This is a genomic window from Candidatus Hydrogenedentota bacterium (genome assembly GCA_019637335.1).
GTDB lineage: Bacteria > Hydrogenedentota > Hydrogenedentia > Hydrogenedentales > JAEUWI01 > JAEUWI01.
Genome location: JAHBVV010000023.1, coordinates 55627 through 78000, shown reverse-complemented (window position 1 = coordinate 78000; position 22374 = coordinate 55627). Strand labels below are relative to the sequence as shown.

Annotated in this window: 11 protein-coding genes; 9 read left to right on the top strand and 2 right to left on the bottom strand. The window is 63.7% G+C overall.

What is annotated here, in order from left to right:
* Positions 1-37 precede the first annotated feature (37 nt).
* From hspQ to KF886_20165, 9 genes are all read left to right on the top strand, one after another.
* On the top strand, positions 38-334 hold the full coding sequence (gene hspQ / locus KF886_20205) for a heat shock protein HspQ (protein MBX3179683.1): 297 nt from the start codon (positions 38-40) through the stop codon (positions 332-334).
* Positions 335-831: 497 nt separating this feature from the next.
* A complete protein-coding gene (locus KF886_20200) occupies positions 832-2616 on the top strand; it encodes a cation:proton antiporter (protein ID MBX3179682.1) in 1785 nt (594 codons plus the stop codon).
* A gap of 149 nt (positions 2617-2765) precedes the next feature.
* Positions 2766-4469, top strand: a complete 1704-nt coding sequence (locus tag KF886_20195; protein ID MBX3179681.1) for a cation:proton antiporter — start codon at positions 2766-2768, stop codon at positions 4467-4469.
* Positions 4470-4661: 192 nt separating this feature from the next.
* A complete protein-coding gene (locus KF886_20190) occupies positions 4662-5402 on the top strand; it encodes a carbohydrate-binding family 9-like protein (protein ID MBX3179680.1) in 741 nt (246 codons plus the stop codon).
* A gap of 1542 nt (positions 5403-6944) precedes the next feature.
* Positions 6945-8576, top strand: coding sequence for a PKD domain-containing protein (locus tag KF886_20185; protein MBX3179679.1), 1632 nt, complete (start codon positions 6945-6947; stop codon positions 8574-8576).
* Positions 8577-8650: 74 nt separating this feature from the next.
* Positions 8651-9364, top strand: coding sequence for an MBL fold metallo-hydrolase (locus tag KF886_20180; protein ID MBX3179678.1), 714 nt, complete (start codon positions 8651-8653; stop codon positions 9362-9364).
* A 31-nt stretch (positions 9365-9395) separates the two neighbouring features.
* A complete protein-coding gene (locus KF886_20175; GenBank protein MBX3179677.1) occupies positions 9396-10085 on the top strand; it encodes an RraA family protein in 690 nt (229 codons plus the stop codon).
* Positions 10086-10232: 147 nt separating this feature from the next.
* Positions 10233-11912, top strand: a complete 1680-nt coding sequence (locus tag KF886_20170) for a ribulokinase (GenBank protein ID MBX3179676.1) — start codon at positions 10233-10235, stop codon at positions 11910-11912.
* 296 nt (positions 11913-12208) lie between these two features.
* Positions 12209-16357 carry a DEAD/DEAH box helicase gene (locus KF886_20165; protein ID MBX3179675.1) on the top strand — a complete coding sequence of 1383 codons (4149 nt, stop codon included), beginning with the start codon at positions 12209-12211 and terminating at the stop codon, positions 16355-16357.
* A 1285-nt stretch (positions 16358-17642) separates the two neighbouring features.
* Here the strand turns inward: KF886_20165 and glpQ are convergent.
* Both glpQ and KF886_20155 read right to left on the bottom strand, forming a co-directional pair.
* Positions 17643-18590 (bottom strand): glycerophosphodiester phosphodiesterase, encoded by a 948-nt coding sequence (gene glpQ, locus KF886_20160; GenBank protein MBX3179674.1) that lies wholly within the window; start codon positions 18588-18590, stop codon positions 17643-17645.
* 26 nt (positions 18591-18616) lie between these two features.
* Entirely contained in the window at positions 18617-21895 is a 3279-nt protein-coding gene (locus KF886_20155) for an alpha-amylase (protein ID MBX3179673.1), read from the bottom strand.
* Positions 21896-22374: the final 479 nt, after the last annotated feature.

The window sequence follows — 22374 nt, the reverse complement described above, 5'->3', positions numbered from 1 at the left end:
GCTGGTTTGGGCAGCGTTCGTGAAAGGAGTGAACCGTATGGCGCGCTTCGAAGTGGGACAGGTAGTCCATCACAAACGCTACAACTACCGGGGGGTGGTCGTTCAGGCGGACGCGCACTGCCGGGCTCCGGATTCCTGGTACCTTGGAAACCGGACGCAGCCGGATCGAAGCCAGCCCTGGTATCACGTGCTGGTGCATGGTGGCGCGCAGACCTATGTTGCGGAAGAAAATCTGGAGCTTGACGCCAGCGGCCGCGCGGTGTTGCATCCGTACGTTCCCCGCATATTCGGCATCTACCTGAAAGGCCGCTACCACCGTTTTTGCCCGAATTGAGGGTTCAGCCTTTCATGGGGCGTTGCGCCACCCATTAAGGATGAAATACTGCTCCTGAGAGCTGGCGCTCTTTTGGAGTCTCGCACGCTCAAGCCTTCGCGGCGGAGCCGCGGAGCTTGAACGTCGGAGATCCGCCGCAGGAGGATGGCGCCCGTGGCTCCTTTTGAAATTTCGGAGCAGCCTTTCATGGGGCGTTGCGCCACCCATTAAGGATGAAAATGGACGGCGGCTTCGCCGCCTGGCAGGCGGGGACGCCTGCGCTCCCAGCCTTTGCGGCTTCCTTGTTTGGGATACTGTACTCTGGTTTGGATGAGGCTGTTGTGGTGAAGCTGAGGCGCTTTTTTTCGGAGCAGGCGCATTTCGGGGGGGGGGGCGGCAGCTTGCGCGGGGTCGCGACTACCCACTATGCTTTCAGGGAATTGAGGAGGGCCGCCGCCCCATTCGCCGCCCGGGGCAGCGCAGGGGCGTGGCGCGGGTCGAACTGGTCTGGAACCTTTATGGAAAAACACCATCTGGTGGAATTGGCGCTGCTTGTTGTCCTGGGCGTGGCGGCACAGTGGATAGGCTGGCGCGTCAAGTTGCCGTCGATCCTGTTTCTTCTTGGCGCGGGCGTGCTCGCGGGTCCAGTATTGGGGTGGGTGCACCCGAACGCGTTGTTTGGCGATTTGTTGCTGCCGCTTGTATCGGTTTGTGTGGCGTTGATACTGTTTGAAGGGGGGCTAACCCTTCGATTTCGGGAACTGGCGGCGGTGCGAAAGGTCTTCTGGCGGCTTGTAACGCTTGGGGCCGCCGTCACGTGGGGCATCAGTGCGCTCGCGGCCTATTACGTCCTGGGAATGTCGTGGCCGGTGGCGCTGCTGCTCGGGGCCATTCTCGTGGTCACGGGGCCGACGGTGATTGGGCCGCTGCTGCGCCACATCCGGCCCACGGGCAAGGCCGGCCCGCTGCTGAAGTGGGAAGGGATCATGATCGACCCGGTGGGCGCGAGTCTGGCGGTGTTGGTTTTCGAGGCGATTGCGTCGGGGAGCGGCAATGCGGCAGGCGGGGTGGTTGCGAAGGGGGTGTTGCTGACGATTTTGACCGGCGCCGGGCTTGGCGTGGCGAGCGCGTATGTGATGGTGTTCACGATCCGCCGCTACTGGATACCGGAGCACCTGCATGTGGCGATCAGCCTGGCGCTTGCGGTGGGTGCTTTCGCGGCATCCAACAGCATCATGCCGGAGTCGGGCCTGCTTACGGTGACGGTCATGGGAATTTGGATGGCCAACCAGAACCAGGTTTCCATCCGCCACCTGGTGGAGTTCAAGGAAAACCTCCGCGTGCTGTTGCTCGCCGTGCTCTTTGTGCTGCTGGCGGCGCGGCTGGACCTCGGGCTGGTGCGCGAGCTCGGCTGGCGCGGGATCGGTTTCGTGGCGGTGCTGATTTTCATTGCGCGGCCACTCTCGATCCTGCTGTGCACCTGGGGCACGAGCATGACGTGGCAGGAGCGGGTATTCCTGGGCTGGATGGCCCCGCGCGGCATTGTTGCGGCGGCGGTGACGTCGGTTTTTGCGCTGTATCTGCGGGAGGCGGGTTTCGCGGGGGCGGAGCTGATGGCGCCGGCGAGTTTCATGGTAATCGGCGTCACGGTGCTGGTATATGGGCTTACGGCAGGCCCGCTGGCGAAGAAGCTCGGCCTGGCGCTCTCCGATCCGCAGGGCGCGGTGATCATCGGCGCGCATCCTCTGGCCCGGCAGGTGGGGCATGTATTGGACCGCGAGGGGTTTGACGTGCTTTTGGTGGACAGCAACTGGCGGAATATCACGGCGGCCCGGCAGGAGGGCTTGAAGGCGCATTTTGGCGACGCCCTGTCCGAACATTTGCTGGACGAACTCCCGCTGGATCGAATGGGGCGGGTGCTCGCGCTGACGGGCAACTACACCGTAAACGCGCTGGCGGCACTGCACTTCGCGGAGGTATTCGGGCGCGCGGAAACGTACCAGCTCGCCACGGAGACGGGACATTCGAGGGGGCAGGACGAAACGGAATTGCCCAGGCACCTGCGCGGGCGGACTCTGTTCGGGGAGGATTATCCGTTCCGGGTGCTGTCGGAGCGGGCGTGGGCGGGCGCGAAATGCAAGTCGACGCTGCTCACGGAGAATTTCAGGTACGCGCAGTTTAAGGAGCAGAACCCCGAGGCGGTCCCGATGTTTGTGGTTACGGAGGAGAGGCGGTTGCTGATCCTGACGGCGGAGAAGGCTCCCTCGCCGCAACCCGGCCACCGCCTGGTGTACCTGAGCTGATCGGCGCGCGAGGCGCGTACGGCGCATCTCTCGGCGCGCCCGGCAAACGAGCGCGGCCGGTGGAAGCAGGGGGCCGTCCGAGGCGATGATTGCATATTGTGAACCCATGCGCGGTTGTCGCGCGAGCGGAATAACCAGAATTTCAGTTCATGGATAAACTCTCGCACCAGAATATCGTGGTACTTTTTCTTGCCCTGGGCATTCTGCTCGGGGCGGCGCGCGCCCTGGGCGAGATTGCGCAACGTTTCCGGCAGCCGGCCGTGCTCGGAGAGCTGCTTGCGGGCGTGCTTCTGGGCCCGACGGTTCTGGGCCTGATCCTTCCGGAGTGGAGCGCCTGGCTCTTTCCGTCCCAGGGCCCCAACGCGATCGCGCTTGACGCGCTGGTGAATGTTGCGATCGTTTTGTTTCTGCTGGTTGCCGGGATGGAGGTGGATCTCTCCAGCATCGCGCGCCAGGGCCGGGTTGCGCTGAAGGTGGGTACGGTGGGGATGGTCGTGCCGCTGGGCATCGGCTTTGCCCTCGCGTGGTACTGGCCGGGGGCGCTGGGCGCGCAGGCGGGGGCGGACCCGCTCGTATTTGCGCTTTTCCTGGCGACGGCGCTCTCCATTACGGCGCTTCCGGTTATTGCGAAGACCCTGATGGACCTCGATCTCTACCGGAGCGATCTGGGGATGATCGTGATCAGCGCGGCGATTTTCAACGACCTTATCGGGTGGACGATATTCGCGGTCATTCTGGGTCTAATGGACGGCGGGGCGGGCCACGCGCAGAACATCCCGGCGACGGTAATCCTGACGCTGCTGTTTGCGGGGGCGGTGTTGACCGCGGGCCGCTGGACGATCAACCGCATTCTGCCGTATCTCCAGGCCTATACGCACTGGCCCGGCGGGGTGATAAGTTTCGCGTTTGTTCTGGCGATGCTGGCGGCGGCCTGCGCGGAATGGATTGGAATTCACGCGATATTCGGGGCTTTTCTGGCGGGCGTTGCGATCGGGGATTCGCCCCACATGCGCGAGCATACGCGGGTTGTCATCGATCAGTTTGTGTCGTTCATCTTCGCGCCGCTGTTTTTCGCCAGCATCGGGCTCCAGGTGAATTTCGTGACCCATTTCGATTTTGCGCTGGCGGCGACGATCCTGGGGATCGCCTGCGCATGCAAGCTTGCTGGCGGCGTGATCGGCGCGCGTTGGGGCGGGATGCCGGTGCGTGATTCGTGGGCGGTGGGCTTTGCGATGAACGCGCGCGGCGCGATGGAGATCGTGCTTGGATTGCTGGCCCTGGAGGCGGGGATCATACGGCAGCGGCTCTTTGTTGCCCTGGTGGTGATGGCGATTGTCACATCGATGATGAGCGGGCCCCTCATGCGGCTGATATTGCAACACACGAAGGCGCGGCGTCTGCAGGATGCGCTCCGATCGCGGTTCTTCCGCCGCAGGCTCGAGTCCACGGCGCGGCGTGAGGCCATCGGGGAGTTGCTCCAGGCGGTGTGCGACGCGCATGGCCTGGATTTCGACGCGATCGAGGCGGCGGTCTGGAGGCGTGAAACCGCCATGTCCACCGGCATCGGCAACGGCGTGGCGCTGCCGCACGCGCGCGTGGCGGGCTTGAAGGAGTCGATCGTCGCGGTGGGTGTGAGCGAGATTGGACTTGACTTTGACGCGCCGGACGGGCGTCCCGCCAGCGTGGTTTTTCTGGTGCTGACTCCGGAAGAGGATCCGGGGGCCCAGCTGGAAATCGGGGCGGAGATTGCCCGCCGTTTTCGCCGTGCGGACATGGCCGAGCAGGTGCTGGCGGCGAAGAGTTACACGGAGTTCCTGGCGCTGATGAAGAATCCGGAGGACAACGGGGACTGAGGGGTGGCGCGCGGGGGAGGGATTTGCAGCGCGGGGCGGATCGGCGTACCATGATGGTTTCCGCCGGTCGCGCAGGGCGTCCGGTTGCGGGGATGCACGCGGGCTGGAGCGGGAGGTTGCGTTCGCGCATGCCTCTGGGAGGAATCTACCATGACGATGGCGCGTGTTTTGCGATTTCTGGGAGTATGTTGTATGACCATTCCAGCGGCAATGGAAGCCGCCGCCGCGCGGGCGGGCGAGGCGGCTTCGGCGGAGAAGCCCGCCTACACGATCACACGGACGCCGGTGACGCCGGCGCTTGACGGGGCTTGGGAGGGACCGGCCTGGGCGTCCGTGCCGGCGCTCGAAATAACGCACTTTTACGGGGCGGACGGATCCGGCCACCGCCCGAGGACCCAGGCGAAGGTTGTCTATGACGACCAGGGGCTTTACCTGCATTTTCGGGTGGAAGATCGCTACGTGCGCTCGATCGCGACGGAATACCACGGGAAGGTGTGGGAGGACGCGTGCGTGGAGTTTTTTGTGGAGCCCGTCGCGGGTCGGGGTTACTTCAATTTTGAAATCAACTGCGGCGGGACGATGCTGCTCTCGTACAAGGAGGACCCGGCCTGGGCAGGAGAGAGCCTGAGGAAGCCGGGGCGTGTGCCGTGGGAGCTGGCGCAGTCGGTTGCGATCTACCATTCCATGCCGGAGACGGTGGAGCCGGAGCTGGCGGATCCCGTGGTGTGGCATGTGGAGTACCACATCCCTTTCAATCTCTTTGAGGCGTATCTGGGCGATCTGGGCGGCGCGGCGGGGAAGACGTGGCGGGCGAACTTTTACAAGTGCGCGGAGAACAACTCGCACCCGCACTGGGCGTCGTGGTCGAAGATCGGGGGGGAGTTGAACTTTCACCAGCCGGCGTATTTTTCGGAGATTCGATTCGCGGAGTGAGGGGGCTGGGGGTGGATGCGCGTGGATGCGGGGCTGCGTCTGGCCACAATCCAGTCAAAAGAGAGATCACCACGAAGGGCATAGGGCAGCCTTGGGCCGCAACCAAAGAAATGATCACCACGAAGGGCACGAAGGTCACGAAGAAAAACTGAGAATAGCTCTAACCGCAGAGAACGCAGAGAGCGCAGAGGATGACTCTTGTACGCAGATGAAGTGTGTGGTTGAATGAGGGTGTGTTTTTGACCACGAATGGACACCAATGCACACGAATGCGCCGGGAGCAGGCGTTGACCGCGATCTGGATTTGTGACCACGGATTACACGGATGGCACGGATAGAAGATAATTTCGGTTGTTGGGGTGTGCAGGCGGCTGCGTGCTGTTTCCAAGGTGGCCTGTTTGGATTGTTGAGCGTCGGAATTATAGCGGGGTTGATCGGGTGGTGGGCTGGTCCTTCTCGTTTGATTAGGGTGTCGCTTCAATCCGTGTCATCGGTGTTATCCGTGGTCAAAAAAATACCGGCCACGAACTTCTCGGAACGGCCCGGAAAATCTCCCTGGAATTTTTGCTTCGTAAATGCCTTTACGCCATATGGTTATGGGTTTCTTGAGCGCAAAGATCTGCTGGAAGAACAAGATAATCACCGATAGCAGTACGGATGGAAGAAGGCTGGAGGCGGGTGGATTCACCGCGACGCGGCGCGGGGAGCAGGTGGTGGGGTTTTCCGGTGACGCTTCTTTTCCTGGAACCGCAGAGCGTGCAAAGAACGCAGAGAATGAGGTTACTGAAGCGGCTGGTGGGGCGTTCGTGGGTGGACGGGGTTTGCAACGCGCGGGCGCTCTTCGCTACGCTTTGCGGGCGCCGCGCCGGTTCCGGCGCGTCCCTTTTGCCCCCAGTCAGCGTCTCCAGGAGCCGTATCCATGTCCAGCCTCGGTAAGCGCACCCGCCTGAACCGCATTTTTACGCATCCTTCCGGCCGTATCCTCAGCGTTGCGGTGGATCACCTCATCAACTACCCGATCGGGCTTCCAGAGGGCCTCCGGACGATGGGGCCGACGCTGGAGCGGATTGTGGCCGGGCGGCCGGACGCGATCACCATGAACAAGGGGATTGCGATGCGGTTCATGGCGCCGTGGGCGGGGCGCGTGCCGTTTATCATCCAGTCGATGGCGCTGCGCCCGGAGTGGAGCGAGTTTGCATTTTCCGCGCACGTGGAAGAGGTGGCGGCGATGGGGGCGGACGCGATTGCGGTGGCGATGTTCTTAAAAGGCCCGAGCGAGATCCGGTTTATCGAGCATCTCGCGCGGGTGGTGCGGGAGTCGGAGCAGTACGGCCTGCCGGTGATACCTCACATTTACACCCTGAGCAGCGGCGATGAGAAGACGTCGGTCACCCACGATCCCGAGGACATTTTCTATGCGGTCCGGATGGGGCTTGAGCAGGGCGCGGACGTGATCAAGGTCCCGTACACGGGCGATGAGGCGTCGTTTCGTGACATTGTGTCGCAGACGCCGGTGCCGGTGGTCGCGGCGGGCGGTCCGAAATGCGTCACGCTGGAGCAGGCGGCGGAGATGATGCGTGCGGTGGCGCGCACGGGTGCGGCGGGGGCGACGGTGGGCCGCAATGTATGGGAATTTCCGGATATTCCCGCGGCCATACAGACGCTGCGGGACGCCATGGTGAACGGTTAGGAAGGGTTCGGAATCCAGCCCGGGTTTGGGCTACAATGTTTCGCGGAGCCTGGGGTGCGCGATGCCGTCCCCGGCGAATACGTGAAGGGAGACGAGGGATGCGGATTCTCAACCTGGCGATAGTGGCGGCGGTTACCGTGGCATTCATGGTGTATGCGCCGCCGGTTGCGGCGTGTATTTCGTTGGCGCACGACGCCGGCGCCGATTGCGTGGCGCCGGGTTCCACCGTGCTTGTCGAGGTAACGCTGCGCAGTGAATGTGCACCGGAGGTGCTGGCGGTGGGACTTCGGGAAACGCTTCCCGCGGGTTGGGTTTTTGGCGGTCTCGCAGGGGGCGCGCTTCCGGATGTGTTTCCAGAGTCCGGGGCCACGGGGGTGCTGGAGTTTGCCTGGATAAACGTTCCCGCGTTTCCCGCGGTTTTCACCTATACGGTTGGCGTTCCGAGCGAGGAAACGGCCTCGCGATCGATATCCGGGACCGCGGAGTATCGCCAATCGGCCGGCGCGAGCCTGTCGGAAGCGTCCGTGGTCTCTATTTGCATTGAAGGTGCGGGCGAAGGCGAAGGTGAGGGCGAAGGCGAGGGAGAGGGAGAGGGAGAGGGAGAGGGTGAAGGAGAGGGTGAGGGTGAGGGCGAGGGCGAGGGCGAGGGTGAGGGTGAGGGCGAAGGAGAGGGCGAAGGCGAGGGTGAGGGCGAAGGCGAGGGTGAGGGCGAAGGAGAGGGTGAGGGCGAGATAGTTGGACCCACGGCGGAATTCACGGCGGATGTGACGGTTGGGCTTGCGCCGCTGGCCGTTCAGTTTGCCGATCTGTCGACGCCGGGATCATCGGACATTGTTACCTGGTTTTGGAATTTTGGCGACGGCGCCGTATCGTCCGAGCAGCATCCGGCCCACACGTATGACGAAACCGGGACGTACACCGTCCGGTTGCTTGTTCGGGATGCGAACGGCGAACAGGACGATATCGCGAAAGTTGGATTTGTCGCGGCGACGGCGTCGGGCGCGGGCGGGGAGCTTGCGGAGGTGGTGCAGGCGTTGATCAACGATTTTTCGGGCGCCGATGCCGACGGGAACGGCCGTCTGAGCTTTGTGGAAGCCGGATTGGTGGCGCCGGGGATATCGGTGGACGTGTTCAACACGATCGATACCAACGGAGACGGGTTCCTGACGCGAGCGGAGGTCGAGGCCCAGATCAGTGGCGGCGAGGGCGAAGGGGAAGGCGAGGGTGAGGGTGAGGGTGAGGGTGAGGGTGAGGGTGAAGGGGAGGGCGAAGGCGAGGGTGAAGGCGAGGGTGAAGGCGAGGGTGAGGGTGAGGGTGAGGGTGAGGGTGAGGGTGAGGGCGAAGGCGAAGGCGAGGCGGGATGCCGTTTGACGGTATCGGCGGCGAAACAGGACATTCGCCGGCTGATTTCGGATGTGTTCCTGCTTGGCCTGGCGGTTATGACGCTTTACGTTTCGGGCAGGACGCGCAACGGGCGTGGTTAGTCCGGACTGTTTAGTTTTTCAATACTACACGGCGGATACGGTTTCTCCCCGGGCGCCCGCCTGGAAGGGTGAATGTGCAGATATTACGGCGCTTGTACCAGGTGGGCGGCGATTTGAACGGGGTGACGTTTGACGGCGTGGACGCGGGTTACCAGGATGGGAATACGTATATCCTGGAGACGGGCGAGGGCCTGATCCTGTTCGACAGCGGCTGTGGCGACACGATGGATCAGATCTTCGCGAATATGGCGTATTGGGGCCTGTCGCCGGACACGATCCGCTATTGTGTTTTGACGCACCCGCATTTTGATCACGCGGCGGGCGCGCACCTGCTCCAAGCGCGGGGGGTGAGGCTAGTGTCGCATCCGGTGACGGCGGAGGCGGTGGCGGCGGGCGACGAGCGCTGCTGCGGGTACCTCTACCACAAGACCTTTACGCCCTGCCGGGTGGACCGGACGGTGGAGGATGGCGAGCGCTTCGAGTTGCTGGGCGTGACGTTTGAGGCGATGCACCTGCCGGGGCACAGCATGGGGTGCACCGCGTTTTTCTTCGAGCACGAAGGGAAGCGGATCTGCATCAGCGGCGACGTCATCGGGACGCTGCTCGCCGGTCATTTCGGCTGGAGCGGCTCCTTCGATTTCGACCGCAAGGTGTACCTGCAGTCGCTCATCCGGTTTGCGCGGGTGGATATGGATATGATGCTGCCGGGGCACGGGATCATCTATTGCCACAAGCCCCGCCGGCGCGTGGAAGAGGCCATGAACATTGCGCTGATGGAGTGGCGCTGAGCGCTCCGGCGCGGCGCATAGAAAGGCAGCTATGAGCACCCCGAATCGTCTGGATCCCGCGCTGGAGGCCAAACTTCTCTCGGTGGACAGCCCGACGGTGTCCAACGCCATTGAGCGTTTCAAGATCCGGCCCCGGCGGGAGGGCTACATGGGCCCGCCGATCCAGTGCCGCTTTCCCGATCTGGGCCGGGTCGTGGGGTATGCGACGACCTGCACGATCGTGGAATATGACGAGGCGTATCCGCCCGATCCGCGCGAGCGCTTCCGTTGGATCGAGGCCATCGCGGAATCGCCCAGGCCCGCGATTTGCGTGGTAAAAGATTGTTGCCACCGGAAGGGGTGGTCGTCGCATTGGGGCGAAATCGTGGGGACGCAGGTGCAGACGCTGGGCGCGGCGGCCATTATCACGGACGGCGCGGTGCGCGACCTGGAGGCGCTCCATGCGATGGGAATGAAGGTATGGAGCGAGCACGTGGTGGTGTCGCACGGCTATATTGACGTGGGGCAGGCGAATATCCCGGTCGAAGTGGGCGGGCTTGTGGTGCGCCCGGGCGACCTGTTACACGCCGACTGCAACGGGGTGGTAGCCATCCCGGAGCAGGTGCTGGAGGGGCTGCCGGACATGATCGATCGGGTGCTCGCGGACGAGGCGGAGACGCTGGAGCACCTGCGCCGGCACGGGTACGATTTGGAGGCGCACCGCCGCCGGATCGAGCACTGACGCGGCTGGGTGCGGCGCGTTTGATGGGCAGCCGACGTGATAGAGGCGATTTCGCGTCTTCCGGGCTTCGGCGGTCGTAGGGGCGGCGGGGGATGTGGTAAAGTACGCGATTAACGGGGATTTACCGAACCGGAAGAGAGGAAAGCCATGAAATCCTTTACCATAGGCGTCGACTATGGCACCAACTCGGTGCGCGCGGTGGTTGTTGATTGTTCGAATGGGCGCGAGGCCGGGGCGAAGGTGTTTGAATACCCGTCGGGCCATCAGGGGATCCTTCTGGACCCCGCGGATCATAACCTGGCGCGGCAGAATCCGGCGGACTACGTGGCGGGGCTTGAGGCGACGGTGACGGGGGCGCTGGCGGCGGCGAAGGGGTACGACGGGTTCGCGCCGGACCGGGTGATCGGGATCGGAGTGGACACCACGGGGTCGACGCCCATTCCGGTGGATGCGGCGTGTGTTCCGCTGGCGATGAACCCGGCGTTTGAGGGCAATCTTAACGCGCAGGCGTGGCTCTGGAAAGACCACACGTCGGCGGAGGAGGCGGCGCGTATCACGGCGCTGGGCTTCGAGCACCGCCCGCACTTCCTGGCGAAATGCGGGGAGACCTATTCGTCGGAGTGGTTCTGGTCGAAGATCTGGCATTGCCTGAACGCCGATCCGAAGGTGTTTGACGCCGCCCACAGCTGGGTGGAGTGCGCGGACTACATCCCGGCGGTGCTCGCGGGCGTGACGGACCCGGCGAAAATTGTGCGGGGCGTCTGCGCGGCGGGCCACAAGTGCCTGTATTGCGACGAGTGGGGCGGGCTTCCGGATAAAGAATTCCTGGCGATGCTGGATCCGAAGCTGGCGGCGTTGCGGGACCGGTTGTTTGAGAAGGCGCACGACGGGGCGACGCCGGCGGGTTCTCTGTGCGACGCCTGGGCGACGAAGCTGGGGCTGCCGGCGGGTATTCCGATTGCGGTGGGCGCCATCGACGCGCACCTTGGCGCGGTGGGCGCGGGCGTGCGGCCGGGGGTGCTGGTGAAGATCATGGGCACGTCGACCTGCGACTGCACCGTGGCTCCGAACACGGAGAAGCTCCGCGATATCCCCGGGATCTGCGGCATTGTGGACGGTTCGATCCTGCCCGGCCACTATGGCCTGGAAGCGGGGCAGTCGGCGGTGGGCGACATCTTCAAGTGGTTCGTGGAGGTGGTCTGCCAGGGCGACGGGAACCTGCATCTGGCGCTGACGAACGAGGCGGCGAAGCAGAAACCGGGGCAGTCTGGTCTGCTGGCGCTGGACTGGAACAACGGGAACCGCTGCCTGCTGGTGGACCCGAAGTTGACGGGATTGCTTCTCGGCCAGACGCTGTATACGACGCAGGCCGATATTTACCGCGCGCTCATCGAGGCGACGGCTTTCGGTGCGCGTGCGATCATCGAACGCTACAAGGAATATGGCGTGCCGGTGGACCGGATCGTGTGTTGCGGCGGGATTGCCGAGAAGAATCCGATGCTGATGCAGATCTACGCGGATATCACGGGCTGCACGATGCAGGTGTCCTCCTCGGATCAAACCTGCGCGCTGGGTTCGGCGCTGAGCGCGGCGGTGATCGCGGGATCGGCCCGTGGCGGCTACGACAGCTACGAGGCGGCGCAGCAGGCGATGACGGGCGTGAAGGAGATCCAGTACAGCCCGGATCCGGCGCATGGCGCGGTATACGACGAGCTGTACGCGCTGTATATGCAGGTGCACGACGCGTTCGGCGGCGTGAATCGGAGCGCGGATCTTTCGGGTGTGATGAAGGCGCTTATTTCGATCAAGGAGCGCCAGAAGGCCTGAGATGGCCGGGCGCTGTGGTTGAATTGGCGCGCGGTGTATTTTGACAGTTTTGGCTTACTTTGCCGCGGACAGGAATGTCCGCGATCCTGTCGCGCCATTCGGCGCGGTGGACAGCCGGGACGGCTATCCTACATTGTCCGCGGCCACGCCGAAGGTCCGCCGTGGCGAAAAGGTCCGCGATCCAGTCGCGCCATTGGGCGTGTCTTTTGAAATGGCCGTGAGCTCTGCGGGATCTCGACGCGGTGATTCAGGCGGCGGAATGCTTACACGAGAGAGAGTACCGGTAGAAAGAATCCATGGCAGCATCCGAGAAAAGCCGTTTTGAATCGCTGAAGAAGCTTCGCCCCGCCGAGATCCCGATCCTGGAGGCGCTGGCGTTGTTTTATGCGCCGGTCCGTTTGGATACGTTGCATAGTGTGTTGAAGGAGGGCGGGGTTCTGGGGGAGAACCGTAAGCCGATCACCCAGGCCGGCCTATTGCAGATCCTGGAGCAGGCTAAGCGGATGCGCCTCGCCCAGGGCACGCGCACGAAGTGGCTCTGCGATCGGGAAATCGTCGAGGTGGTGACGCGCCAGATGGTGGTCGAGGGGCGCTTCGATCAGCTCTCCGGGCTGGTGCGGCAGGCCCTGTTGCCGCGATCGAGCTATTCGATGCCGCGTTATCTGGACGTCAGCGAGCTGCAGGCGCTTGTGCGCATCGCGTTTTATGGCGGTGAAACCGAACTGCTGGACGAGCTGCTCAACATCATGTTTGAGGAACACGACGACGCACTGCATGAGCACCCGGTAACGTCGATCCTGAACAACCCCTTCGACGCCGAGTGGACCGCCACCCTCAATGGCAAGACGATCGGGCACTGGATGACCTGGGTGCTCATGGATTCGGTGGACGCCGGAACGGACGCGTGCGCGCAGATTGCGTTTTCGGCGTCGCGCTGGGACCGGTGGACGCGCGAACACCGCATTACGGCGATGCTACACGCGAGCGAATTCCAGTTTTATCAGGGCCAACTGGAAGTTGAGCCGACGCTTCCCGCAGAGCTGGATGTGAGCCGCGGCCTTTTCCGGGCGCGGGCCCTGTTGGCGAAGGGCCTGGCGGGCGAGGCCGCCGCGGAGTATCACGCGAGTTATGAAGCTTTTAAGCGGGTGACCGGCAAGCGGAAGCCGGTTTATCCATCGATTAACTGGATTTACTACCTTATTGCGCTGATCGGGGAGGGGGAGCAATCGTGGCCGCTCGCGCTGGAACTGGCGGAACGCGGCGCGCGGGCGCGGGATTTCCACTACGCCGAATTGTCCGAGTTGGCCAAGCGTATTCTCCGCGTTCAGATGGGCCTGGCGGCGCAACCGGACCCGTACGAAAGCTGGCAGCGGCCGGTTTGGACGGAGTGCCGGACGGTTTGCGGGAAGGTGATCGCGCTTCTCCTGGACGTGTGGCTGGGCCGGGCCCCGCTGAAGCATAGCGCCGGCGAGGCGGTGACGCTGTATGAGCGCCTGGAGGCCAACGGTTACCGCTGGCTGGCGCACGAGCTCGCGGCCATTCTGAATCGGGAGAAGGTTAAGGCGAAGGAATTTGGCGAGCGCGTGAAGGCGCTGGGCAAGGAGATCGGTTGCACTCCGTTGCTGGCGTTGCTGAAGGAGCGGGAGGAATGGGAGCGCAGCCTGAACGCGCTGCTGGAATTGACGCGCCCGGAAACGCTGTCCGGCGCGCCCGAGAAGGCGTCCCGTCTGGTATGGATTATTTACGATTCCGGGGGCGGCCTGTATCTGGAGGCGAAGGAGCAAAAGCGCCAGGCGAACGGGAGGTGGACGCGGGGCCGGGTGGTTCCGCTTCGCCGTCTCCGGGAAGAGGGGCGGTCGCTCGGCTTTCTCACGGAGCAGGATCTGGCCGCGTGCGAGCACATTTCCGTGGAGCCCGACCCGTATGGGTGGGGCCGGCACAGTATGGATTACACGATTTCGATCAAGGCGCTGGCGGCGCTGGCGGGGCACCCGCTGGTGTTCCGGGCAGATGGATATGGCCCGATCGAGGTGGTGGCGAAGGCGCCGGAGCTCCGGGTGGCGGCGACGGACGATGCCTACAACCTCGAAATGATACCGGGCGCGCCACAAGTGGGGGATGTGCTGGTAATTCACGAGGGGGACACGCGGCTTGTGGTTTACGAATACACGGCGGCGCTCCGGCGCGTGGCGCAGACCCTGGGGAAGGGCTTGCGGGTGCCGGCCCGGGCGAAGGATCAGGTGCTCCAGGCGGTTCGCAACGTTTCCTCGGTGGTCACCGTGCATTCCGATATCGGGGTAGGCGACGAGAGCATTCCCCGGGTGGAGGCGGACCCGTTTCCGGTGGCGCAGTTGTTGCCCGCGGGGGAGGGGCTCCTGGTGCACCTGCGCGTGCGCCCGCTCCTGGAAGGCGGCCCGGTGTTTCCTCCCGGCGCGGGCGGCGAGGTGGTGATAGCGGAGCTGGACGGGCGGCATGTGCAGGCGGCGCGCGATTTTGCGGCGGAGCGCGCGGGGGCGGAGGCGTTCCTGGCGGCGTGCCCATCGCTTGTGGAACCCAGCGGGGAGAGCGAATGGCGGCTGGAGACGCCGGAGGAGGCGCTGGAATTTCTGGAAGAGGCCCAGGCGTGCGGGGAGATTGTGCGGCTGGAGTGGCCGAAGGGGCAGACGCTGAATCTTCAGGGCAGCGCGGGCGCGGGCCAGTTTCGCGCGACGATCAAGGGGGGCCACAACTGGTTTGAGGTTTCCGGGGAGGTGCGGGTGAATGAGGAACTCGTGATCGACATGCAGCGTCTGCTCGATCTCACGGCGGGATCGCGATCGCGCTTTGTACAGATCGCGGACGGCCAGTTCCTGGCGCTCACGCAGGCGTTTCGCCGGAAGCTGGATGAACTCCGCGGAATTGGCGAGGAGCGCGACGGGGCGCTGCGGCTTCACGCGCTGGCGGCGCCGCTGATGGAGGATCTCGTGGCGGAGGCGGGGGCGGTGCGCGGCAACAAGCAGTGGAAGGCGCAGCTGGCGCGTCTCCGGGATGCGCGGGATCTGGAGCCGGAGATCCCCTCGACATTGCGCGCTACGCTTCGCGATTACCAGGTGGATGGCTACAAGTGGCTGGCGCGCCTGGCGGAGTGGGGCGTTGGCGCGTGCCTGGCGGATGACATGGGGCTCGGGAAGACGGTGCAGGCGCTCGCGCTCATGTTGCGGCGCGCGCCGGGCGGCCCGCAGCTGGTCATCGCGCCCACGTCGGTTTGCGCGAACTGGGAGGAGGAGGCGATACGTTTCGCGCCGTCGCTTCGCGTGCACCGCATTGGGCAGTTTAACCGGGCCGAGGTGCTGGACAACCTGGGTCCCTTCGACTTGCTGGTAACGAGCTACGGGATCCTTCAGAGCGAGATCGCCCTGTTTCGCGAGCGGGAGTGGGAGACCATCGTGCTGGACGAGGCCCAGGCGATCAAGAACGTGGCCACGAAGCGTTCGCGCGCGGCGATGGAGCTGAATGGGAAGTTCAAGATCGCGGCGACGGGGACACCGATCGAGAACCACCTGGGAGAGCTCTGGAACCTGTTCCGCTTCATTAACCCGGGTTTTCTCGGGTCGCTGGAGCGATTTAACGCGCGGTATGCGATACCGATCGAGAAGAACGAGGACCGGGAGCGCAGCCGGTCGTTGAAGCAGTTGATCCAGCCCTTTATGCTGCGGCGGCGGAAAGAGGACGTGCTGGACGAATTGCCCGCGCGCACGGATATCGTGCTGCACGTTGAGCTTGGGGATAAGGAGCGCGCGTTTTACGAGGCGCTCCGGCAGCGCGCGCTGAAACAGCTCGCGGATGTGGAAGCGGCGCCGGGCAAGCACCATGTGCGCATTCTGGCGGAGATCATGCGGCTTCGGCGCGCGTGTTGCAATCCGAAGCTTATCGACGAGGCGGCCGGCCTGCCGAGCGCGAAGCTAGAGGTGTTTGAAGCGGTACTGGACGAATTGATGGAGAACCGGCACAAGGCGCTGGTTTTCAGCCAGTTTGTGGACCATTTGAGCATTCTTCGGGCCTTGCTCGACAAGAAGGGCGTGCGTTATCAGTACCTGGATGGGAGCACCCCGGCGCCCGCGCGTAAGAAGGCGGTGGACGCCTTCCAGGGGGGCGCGGGCGATGTGTTCCTCATCAGCCTGAAGGCGGGCGGGCTTGGGCTGAACCTCACGGCGGCGGACTACGTGATCCACATGGACCCGTGGTGGAATCCGGCGGTGGAGGACCAGGCGTCGGACCGAGCGCACCGGATCGGGCAGCAGCGCCCGGTGACGGTGTACCGCCTGGTGGCGCGGGACACGATCGAGGATCAGATTACGGCGCTGCACCACCGCAAGCGGGACCTGGCGAACAGCCTGCTGGAAGGCGCGGACATGGCGGGGAAGGTCTCGGCGGAGGAATTGCTGGCGCTGCTGCGAAATGGTTGAGGGGTTGAACCGCGAATGGACGCGAATTCACGCGAATGAAAACGGTCTGGTGCAGTGGGGCGGCAATTGGTGTGGCGTCGGGTGGATGGGGGCGCCACAAAGAGCGCAAGGCCAACTTGGGCCGCAAGCAAAGAAATGATCACCACGAAGGGCACGAAGGTCACGAAGAGAAATAGAGAAGGGCTTTAACCGCAGAGAACGCATAGAGCGCATAGGGTGTTATTGTGCGGGGACGGACCGAGGCGGTTGAATGGGGGGCGTTTTTGACCACGAATGGACACCAATGCACACGAATGCGCCGGGAGCTGTGGCCGGCCGCGATCAGGAGTTGTGACCACGGATTACACGGATGACACGGATAGAAGATGAATTCGGTCTTTGGGGTGTGCAGGCGGCTGCGTGTTGTTTCCAAGGGGGCCTGTTCGGATTGTTCAGCATCTGTATTGTAGCGGGGTGGAAGGGGGGCGGGCGGCTTCTTCTCGTTTGGTTAGCGTATCGCTGCAATCCGTGTCATCGGTGTAATCCGTGGGCAAGAAAAGAATTTCGACCACGAAACTTGTGGGACGGCCCGGAGATTCCCCCTGGAAATTTCGCTTCGTAAATTCTTTTCCGACAGTTGGTTATATGGATTTTGATTGGAAGAACTTGCAGAAAAAACAAGAATTTGACGGATAGTAGTACGAAGAGCAACTAGGAAAATAGCTGGGGAAGGATTGATATTCACGCGAAGGCGCAAAGACGCAAAGGAGACGATCCAGGGCGGGGCGAGGACGCGCGGTTAGGGCGGGCGGGGGGATGGATTTGGAGCCACAAAGAGCGCAAAGAACGCAAAGAAATTCAGTGACGGCAACTGGCATGATGGGGCATCTTCGGCCCGAAGGACCAGCGCAGCCTGGTGTGGTCGCGAGTGTAAAGACCGAATACAGCGTCCTGGCTATCATGCCGACAAACAATTTTCCATCAATGACTTGTGCTGTGGCGTTGATGGGCACTTCGGACTCGACTCTTGTGTTGCCTCAGCCTGGAAGGCTAAGCCACGTTGGCGGGCGTTGAACGTGTGGGAGGACAATGGCTCTGCCGAAATTATTTCGGAAAGTCTTGTCATTTCGAGGGGGCGGCGATAAGGGGGCGGCTGTTTGGGAGTATAGCCACAAAGAGCACAGAGAGCACAGAGAGCACAAAGAGCACAGAGAGCACAAAGAGCACAGAGAGCACAGAGAGCACAGAGAGCACAGAGAGCACGAGTTTTCTGGTTGGGTGAAGGGGTTCGGATGTCGGGGGGCGCTCAGCGGAGGTTTTCTGATTCGAGGAACTTGACCGCGCGGTCGGGGTGGTCGGTGAAGACGGCGTCGGCGTCGTGGTTGAGGTAGATGTGGCGGAGTTCTTCTTCGATGGTGGCGGTCCCTTTGGGGAGGTCGTCGGCGCGGAGGGTGTAGGGGTGGATGAGGAGCCCGAATTCGCGGGCCCAGCCGGCGTAGCCTGGTATATCGTCGAGGAGTTTTTTGTCGGGTCCGATGCCGTTGGCGTACTCCGCAACGCCTTTCAGGCCGTCGCGGGTGTGGAGGTCGCGCTGGCGGGAACTGCCGCTGATGAGCTGGATGAGCGGCAGGGTTGATCCGAGTTCGTGGCGGATTCGGCGCAGGGCGTCGGGTTCGAAGCATTGCACGAAGACGCGGGCGTCCGGGCCGGAGTACCCGTAGCGGGCGAGGACTTCGAGGGCTTTCGTTTCCATATCGAAGCCTGCTTTGCGGTGGAATGTGGGCTGTTTGAGTTCGGGATAGAGGCCAACGTCGCGGCCGGTGGTGGTGTTGAGTCCCTGGACGAGCTCGATGACTTCTTCGAGGGTGGGGATTTCGAATCTGGACTTCATGTGGGGGAAACGCCCCTTGACGCGTTCGTGCACGCGGAGGGTTTTCAATTCCTCCAGCGAGAAATCGGCGGCGTACCATTTGCGGTCCGCGCGCTGGCGGCCGGGGAATCGCTCTTCCACATCGGTGGTGCTTTCGAGGTGGATGTCGTGCAGGGCGATGAGGTGGCCATCCTTCGAGAGGACGAGGTCGGGCTCGATGAAGTCGGCCCCCTGGCCATAGGCGAGTGCGTAGGCTTCGAGGGTGTGCTCGGGGAGGTAGCCGCTGGCTCCGCGGTGGGCGATGACCTGCTTGCCCGCGGCCCCGGCGGGCAGGGCCACCGCGCCGGCAAGCAGCAGGGCGGGTATCGTGATGAGGTTCCGCATGGGTTGCTCCCGGGCCGGCGGCCCTGTTACTTGATGCTCGAAAGCATCCAGTCCAGATCGTAGTTTGTGCCCTCGGCGGCTTCCAGCAGGGTGTCGGCGATTTCCCGTGCGATTGCGATCGTGTCCCAGGCGTTGGCGTCGCCGGAATCTTCGAGCAGGACGGTTGCAAGGACCAGCTGCAGGGCGCCGGCCATTTCTTCGAGGCGTTCCCGGTTCAGCCAGCGGCGGCCCTGCCAGGTGTTTACGCGGAGGAAGAAGAGGACGTCGGGATCGGCGAAGATGGCGTCGAGCACGGGCCCCCACACTTCGGTTTCGAGGCGGCGGAGGTGGTGCGCATGGGCGATGCAGATGCGGACGAGGCTCGCTTCGAGCGCGGCGGTGTGCCCATCGGCTCCGAGGCCGGCGAGCGCATTGGCGATCGGCTTGCGCAGGAACCACTCGCGGATCCAGGCGCCGCTAGTGATGGAGACGGCTTCGGCGTCCATTTCGGGGTGTTTCGGGTCTTGCCGGAGCACGGCTCCGAGATGGCGCAGCAGTGCCCAGACGAGGGGCACGCGGTAACCCGCGAGGGCCTTGCCCGGTTTGTCGGGGAAGAGCGCCAGGAGTCCGTCGCGCACGTCGGGATAGGTGGTGGCGGCGCGGAGCTTCCGGGGGAGGTCATAGATGGCGGTGAGATCGCGGCGCATGGCTTCGGTGAGCGGCTTTGGATCGATGGTGATGCCCAGGCGTTCCCCGACGGCGTCCAGGAACGGATCGAGCCGCGTGTCGAGGTGTCGCACCTGGCGCAGGTCGCCGCGGTGTTCGTGCAGTTCGAGCAGCAGCTCGGGGGTCAGTAGACGTCCGAAGGGCTCCAGAATGGGGGCCAGGTGCAATTCCTGGTAGGCTTCGTCTATCGAAGGCACGCCGCGCCCGGCGAGGCTCTCGTGGAGGCGCCCCCAGGTGAGGTCGACATCGAAGACCGGGCGCCAGTTGATGAGCGCGGCGTAGTGGTAGGCTCCCAGGGCGATATACAGGCCCTCGTCGCGCAGGCGTTGCGCGTGTTCGAGGTATTCGAGTCCGGTTCGGGCGTCCCGGTAGATGTAGTAGCAGTTGTCGTCCGTGTGGAGGTTCAGGGCGGTGGCCAGGGTAAGCGACTGGAGCTGCACGTCGTCCGCGGCGCCCTTGTTTCGGGGGACGGCGTGGTGGATTCGGCCCTGGGTTTCGCGGAAGGCGTTCTGGTAGACGATGACCGCGCAATCGGCGCCGCGGCGGTTGCTGTAGGCGAAGACGTTTTCGTCCACCCAGCCGTCGGAGGTGACGAAATCATAGAAGGCGAAGTGTTCCGCGCCGCTGAAGAGGTGGCGCTGGCGCATGAGCGGGAATATCTCGCGTTCGTGGCGCTGGATGAGGCCTTCGTTGGGCTGCTCGTCGTAATAGGCGCGCCGGTACTCCATCCCGTATTTCTCGGCGTAGCCTTCCACCTGGCCGTGGCCGATCATGGGGAGGCCGGGCATGGTTACGAGCATGGCGGCGACGCCGAAGTACTTGTCGTCCTTGCCGAATTGCGCCTGTGCGGTGTCCTCGTCGGGGTTGTTCATGAAGTTGACGAAGCGCTGGAGGATTTCGGGGCTGAATTCGAGGACGTTTTTGATGGTCTGGCGGTATTTCTGGTTATCCTCCATCTTGAGCATGTTCATGAAGGCGCTGTTGTAGACGCGGTGCATGCCGAGTGTCCGGACGAAGTAGCCCTCCATGAGCCAGAAAGCTTCGGCGAGGAGGAGGGTGTCCGGGGCTTCGGCGGCGACGCGGTCTACGACTTCGCGCCAGAATTCGAGGGGGAAGACGGCGTCGAATTCGGCGCGGCTCATGCTGTGCTCCGCGCGCGAGGGGATGGCTCCGGCGTCGTCGGGCATGGGGAACCACAGGCGCTGGAAGTGTTTCTTGGCGAGGGTCATGGCGGCGTCGAATCGAATGATGGGGAAATGCCGCGCGACATGGAGGATGGTCTGGATGACGGCCTCGCGCACTTCGGGAATGAGATAGTTCAACTGCGCGGTGTCGTTCCAGGGCATGCTGGTGCCGTCGTTGCCGTGGTAGATGTAGCGCGTTTCACCGGACCAGTGATCGACGCGTTTGAAGACGACGGCGGCGTCGCGGTGGTCCCAGTATCCGTCTTCGATATAGATTCCCACGCGCCCGTCGGACGAGAGGTTATCGCCCTGGAAGGTGTAGCCGGGAAAGGGGGGGTGCGGGGACTGGATAAACCAGTCCGGGTGCTCGACGACCCACTTGGAATAGATGCCGACATGGTTGGGGACCATGTCGCTGGCGAGCCGGATACCGCGTTTCCAGGCGCGTTCGGAGAGGTTTCTGTAGGCGTCGTCTCCGCCGAGATCCCAGGCGATGATGTAGTCGTAGAGGGAATAGGCGGACGCGGCGGCCTCGGGATTACCCATCTTTTGCTTAATGGTGCGCGAGGCCTCGGAGCGCTCCCAGATGCCGATGAGCCAAAGGCCGGTGAAGCCCCAGGACGCGAGGCGGTCGAGTTCCTCGTCGGGGATTTGGTCGAGGCGGGTAATGGGGCGGCCGTAGCGCCGGGAAAGCTGGTCGAGCCAGACATAGACGGTCTTGGCCAGGAGCACGACGTTGGGCATCCAGTCTTTATCGACGGAATAGGCTTCCGGCTCCTCGTAGCCGGCGGCGAGGGCGTCGCCGCGCCCGAATTCGAGGACGGAGACGGGTCCCGGGCCCAGGCCGCGCATGCGCTGTTCCTCCCGGAGCACGCCGGAGGCGAAGGCGAGCTTGCCGCGAAAGGACGCGGGGAGTATGGCGGTCCAGTGGTCGCGAATGAAGCGTAGCTGTCCTTCGAGGGAATCCGGCGCGGCCAGGATCGGCGCATATAGCATGGTAATGAGATCCTGGCGCGTGCCCGGGAATGGGGGCTGCCTCCGCAGGTAGCCCTGCATTGCGCTCACGAGGGTGACATATTCCGATTCCCGTTTGAGCCGGGAGTCGTCAAAGAGGAGCCGGTAGGGGGCCATAGCGTGGTTCGCGGTGGCGAGATAGAGCAAGAGCAATTCGCAGCGGGTGGCGTCGCGGTTGGACCACAGCCGGGAGTCACCGGCGACGAAGTCCTCGGGGCGAAGCTGGCCCGCGCACACGGGCTCGGCGGGGAAGAGGTGGAGGAAGCGGTTGAACGGGATTTCGGCGGTGTCGGGTCCGTGTTCGACGCGGGCCCACTCGTGGGCGTCTTGCAGGGCACCGGGGCTGACCTCGGCGCTGTATCGATAGACCAGATAGCGCAAGACGGACAGCACCAGCCCCATGGCGGCGAGTTCGCCCGGACGGGCGGGGGTCACACCGGGAATCGAGAAATCCCGGGCCGCGTTCAGGCGGTCGGCCAGTTCCCGCAAGGCGCGTATGGCGGTTTCGGGGGTTTCGAGGATGGGAACCTGGCCGGGCGCAATGGAGAAGCGTTGCCGCGCCTCGGCGTTAACCGGGAAGCCGAGTCCGAAATAGGTGTTTATCTCCGCTGAAACCAATTCTTCTTCCATGCGATCTCTTTCAGGTCCATGCAGGCGGCCGCACCTTGCCCCGCGGCGCCGGATTTGTCGAGTTGGGTTCCCTGCGGTTGCCCGGAATCCCAATCCAACTCCAGGGAGATTGTTCTTCAGGCGCCTGGGCCGATTGTTCCCGCGCGCCGGGGTATTCCGGGCCGTTTCGGGCATGATAACGAATCGCGGCGTGGGATCGCCATTTCCCCCGGCCGTGCGCGTTCGGTTAGGATCGCGGGAGCATGATCGTA

What these genes read in the sequence shown, in the direction of transcription:
- KF886_20165 (MBX3179675.1), top strand. Translation starts at nt 12,209, where the DNA reads ATGGCAGCATCCGAGAAAAGCCGTTTTGAATCGCTGAAGAAGCTTCGC.
- KF886_20190 (MBX3179680.1), top strand. Translation starts at nt 4,662, where the DNA reads ATGACCATTCCAGCGGCAATGGAAGCCGCCGCCGCGCGGGCGGGCGAG.
- KF886_20200 (MBX3179682.1), top strand. Translation starts at nt 832, where the DNA reads ATGGAAAAACACCATCTGGTGGAATTGGCGCTGCTTGTTGTCCTGGGC.
- KF886_20185 (MBX3179679.1), top strand. Translation starts at nt 6,945, where the DNA reads ATGCGTCACGCTGGAGCAGGCGGCGGAGATGATGCGTGCGGTGGCGCG.
- glpQ (MBX3179674.1), bottom strand. Translation starts at nt 18,590, where the DNA reads ATGCGGAACCTCATCACGATACCCGCCCTGCTGCTTGCCGGCGCGGTG.
- KF886_20175 (MBX3179677.1), top strand. Translation starts at nt 9,396, where the DNA reads ATGAGCACCCCGAATCGTCTGGATCCCGCGCTGGAGGCCAAACTTCTC.
- KF886_20195 (MBX3179681.1), top strand. Translation starts at nt 2,766, where the DNA reads ATGGATAAACTCTCGCACCAGAATATCGTGGTACTTTTTCTTGCCCTG.
- KF886_20170 (MBX3179676.1), top strand. Translation starts at nt 10,233, where the DNA reads ATGAAATCCTTTACCATAGGCGTCGACTATGGCACCAACTCGGTGCGC.
- KF886_20155 (MBX3179673.1), bottom strand. Translation starts at nt 21,895, where the DNA reads ATGGGGCTGGTGCTGTCCGTCTTGCGCTATCTGGTCTATCGATACAGC.
- hspQ (MBX3179683.1), top strand. Translation starts at nt 38, where the DNA reads ATGGCGCGCTTCGAAGTGGGACAGGTAGTCCATCACAAACGCTACAAC.